Origin of the sequence: Armatimonas sp., from assembly GCF_043760365.1 — a bacterium.
Lineage (GTDB): Bacteria > Armatimonadota > Armatimonadia > Armatimonadales > Armatimonadaceae > Armatimonas.
This window is the reverse complement of record NZ_JAYUPA010000928.1, coordinates 1-2,899: the sequence shown is the minus strand read 5'-3', so window position 1 is coordinate 2,899 and position 2,899 is coordinate 1. Positions and strand designations below refer to the sequence as shown.

Here is a 2,899-nt window from a genome sequence, read left to right as displayed (position 1 = left end):
CGACGATGGGGAATGAGTAAAGATGTATAGAGCTTCATAAGGGAACCTCCTTGAGTGTCAAAAATCCATACTGCCGTCCCGGCCTCGTTCGGATTACGTCCTGCCGGGTACGGAAACCCGAAGCATCTTCAACAAAAGCCGTGCGATGCAGTAACTCTTTCTTTGGGCGCTCTTTCTTTTGCTTACCAAGCCAGGAGTGTGGTTCTTGCTGAAGTGCTACCTCCAGTGAAGGGTATTTGTCCGTGAGCGTGTCGAAGATAGGCCGCGTCGGGACGCACGCCTTACGCCCTAGAAACAGAGGCCATTGGGGGGCTTGCAGTGCCTCGGCACAGGCATGGAGCAAGTCGCTCCCCTCCGCTGAGCGCGGTGCAAGCGCCACCAGAAACGAGGCATCTTCCAGATAGAAACGTGGCGAGATAATCGTGGCAGGGGAAAAATCCGGGTTTGCACGAAGTGCCTCCAGTGAGGCGGCAGTCCCGCTCTGGCGTTTGTACCCACCATCTGCCATCGGCAGAAAGTCGGTGATGGTCTGGTAGTCTTCCAGCACCTGACCGGGCGCTTCCACCCGTACCCCGAAACGTAGCGCCCTATCGAGCTCCTCTAACCGAGGATCGCCCATCGGGTAGCCTAGCGCACAGCCGAGCAAACCCATCACCCCACTCTTAGTGGGCATGTCCCCCGTATCACGCACATCCCAGCGGGAGCGACCACCCCATGACTGGAGCGGCCCCTCCAACCGGAGTAAGAGAATTAGCGGGTTCATGGCTACAGCGCCTCATCCAGAGCGGAGAGCAGCGCCGCAAGGCTCTTCACTTTCTCCGTCCCTTCGATAGACCAGTCTTTATGCAGAGGGGCGAGAAGCAAGCGCTTGCTCGTCTTGAGGTTGAAGCCATCGGTAAGGGCGGCTACATGCTCCCCAAACGCCGTGAGTGAGCCCGTTACCAGGTCTTTGCCGTCTTTTCCGGCGCGTACCGGGTCTACAAACGCATTGGCATAGGAGATCGGTGTCTTCACCGGGCGCACCTCGACCAGCACCGCCGCCGGGAGCTGGTGCGCGGCAAACGTATTTTGCTTGCCAGAAGGCGTAGTCATCACCGCTGCCTCCACCATCGCGGCAATGGTCTTCTTTGCCAGCTCTTTGGCGCTTGCAAGACTCTCTTCCGTGACCTCCTGGAGCTTTTTACCCGTCAGGTTGTCCACCAGGCCGTCCAAGTCGAGCGACAGGTACTTGTAGTAGCACGCCGAGTTGTACTCCACATCCCCGATCATGTCCGCCCCCGAGTCCTCTTCTCCCTCGGCCTCGCTCAGCCCCTGGAGATCATCTACCGCCGTGAAGTAGTCGAACTCATGCGCGATTTTATGGGTTGAGATAGGGTGTGCCACCTGACAGCACGCCTCCACATCCCGCAGCGCCTCGCTCGTCACCATCCGCCCAAAAAGCGCAACATCTACCGAGATAGGCCGAAAGCCCTTTGCTTGTGCTTGGCTCTGGAGGTCTTTAGCAGTTAGCTTCTCAAATGCTGCCAGGTTTTTCGACTCCCGCGCCGCCTTCTTCAGCACCTCCGCCACCGCTTCAATATCGGCAGGAGTCAGAAACATGGTCTGAGCCGTCAGGAACTTCCCACTCTTAGGGTCAGCGTCACGCTCTTTCCCGTCCTTGGTTCCAAACCCCGACGCTTTCTTTGCCGCCACTTCAGCATACGGCTTTAGCTCCGGGTCGCTCTCAAAAGCTTTACGAATTTCCTCGGGAAGCTGTCGAGTGCGGGTTCCCAGGTTCCCCGCAAGGGCCGTCTGAAACATCTCACTGCGCCGAATCGTCCGCTTGAGACACTGGCTGGAGATACGGGCCCGCTTCACCCCGCCAAAGAAGGCTTCTTTCGGACTCCCGGTATCGTCGCGGTTCAGGTTCGAGGGGGCATGGTTCTGGATCAAATGAACTTCAATAAGGGTAGACATCGTGTTTATTCTTTCTCTCCATCAGGAGCATCGTGGTTTGTGTTGGTATCGTCGCTTGGGGCGCTGCCATAAAAAGCTTTTGCCCACTCTTTTTGTACGGACTTGCTCGGAAGTCCCCAGCGGTCAATGTCTGCAAGCAACTGCGGCCAGTTAATCAATCCGTCTTTCTGGAGAACAATGGTCACGCACTGCCGAAGGCGAAAGGTGAGCTCACCGCTCCCATCGCGCTCTAAATCCGCATCCAGGAGCAGACGCAGGCGGCGCTCATACCGGCTCTCGCGCCGGGCGGGATCGGGCTTTATCATGAGGCGCTTCTTGTGGGCATCAGAATCATCAAGCCTCTCTAGTAAATCCAGTGTCGCCCCTAAGTTCCGAGGGCCACCGGGCACTTTCTCGGCTTTCCCAAATGCCTCTATCGTCTTCTTATCCTGAGCAATCAGTGTTGCTGCCAGAAAGAGAAGAGAGTTGCTGAACTTTTCATGGCGGTAGGCCAGATAATAGAACCAGCTCACATTCTTCGCTGTCTCCAGCGTCTCTCCCACATTGCGCTTCAGCACCGCACGCTTCTGCGACGACTGGCACTCGCGCAGTATCGCCGCCACAGCAAGCAGGGCATCTGTATTTTTGTCCTCGCTCATAAACTTAGCACCCCTTGGTTACTTTCCTTTGGTTGTTTCTCTGGCTTTGCCTTTTTCTTCGCCTCACGAGTTTCTTTCTCTGTTGCCGTCTCAAAGATCACCATGAGGCCAAAGCCAAGCTGTTTGCGTGCCCGTGTCACCCGCTCAATAGCATGGTTGTCCGTATCGTAGTCCCCCACAGCCCTCTCAAACGCCGCATACGCCGCGCTCCGCACCGCCTTCTTCCAGCCTGCCTGTAGTGCATCACGCTTCGAAAAATCTCCCGGCGGGAGCTCGGCAAACTCAGAGAGCAGCTTGTTATAGAC

General features: G+C 56.8%; 4 protein-coding genes. All 4 read right to left on the bottom strand.

Features of this window, described 5'->3' with window-relative positions; all coding sequences use genetic code 11:
* Window positions 1-34: 34 nt before the first annotated feature.
* Window positions 35-763 (bottom strand): type I-E CRISPR-associated protein Cas5/CasD, encoded by a 729-nt coding sequence (cas5e, locus tag ACH2EH_RS23320; protein WP_395145551.1) that lies wholly within the window; start codon window positions 761-763, stop codon window positions 35-37.
* Window positions 764-765: 2 nt separating this feature from the next.
* Window positions 766-1,956 carry a type I-E CRISPR-associated protein Cas7/Cse4/CasC gene (cas7e, locus tag ACH2EH_RS23315; RefSeq protein WP_395145549.1) on the bottom strand — a complete coding sequence of 397 codons (1,191 nt, stop codon included), beginning with the start codon at window positions 1,954-1,956 and terminating at the stop codon, window positions 766-768.
* Between the two features lie 5 nt (window positions 1,957-1,961).
* Window positions 1,962-2,594: a type I-E CRISPR-associated protein Cse2/CasB gene (casB, locus tag ACH2EH_RS23310; RefSeq protein ID WP_395145547.1), complete on the bottom strand. Its 633-nt coding sequence runs from the start codon at window positions 2,592-2,594 to the stop codon at window positions 1,962-1,964.
* Window positions 2,591-2,899, bottom strand: a 309-nt coding sequence (locus tag ACH2EH_RS23305; protein ID WP_395145545.1) for a hypothetical protein, incomplete at its 5' end; no start/stop codon positions are given. The genes ACH2EH_RS23305 and casB, both read right to left, overlap by 4 nt.

Excerpts from the sequence above, each read along its gene's own strand:
- cas5e (WP_395145551.1), bottom strand. The coding sequence starts at position 763 with ATGAACCCGCTAATTCTCTTACTCCGGTTGGAGGGGCCGCTCCAGTCA.
- cas7e (WP_395145549.1), bottom strand. The coding sequence starts at position 1,956 with ATGTCTACCCTTATTGAAGTTCATTTGATCCAGAACCATGCCCCCTCG.
- casB (WP_395145547.1), bottom strand. The coding sequence starts at position 2,594 with ATGAGCGAGGACAAAAATACAGATGCCCTGCTTGCTGTGGCGGCGATA.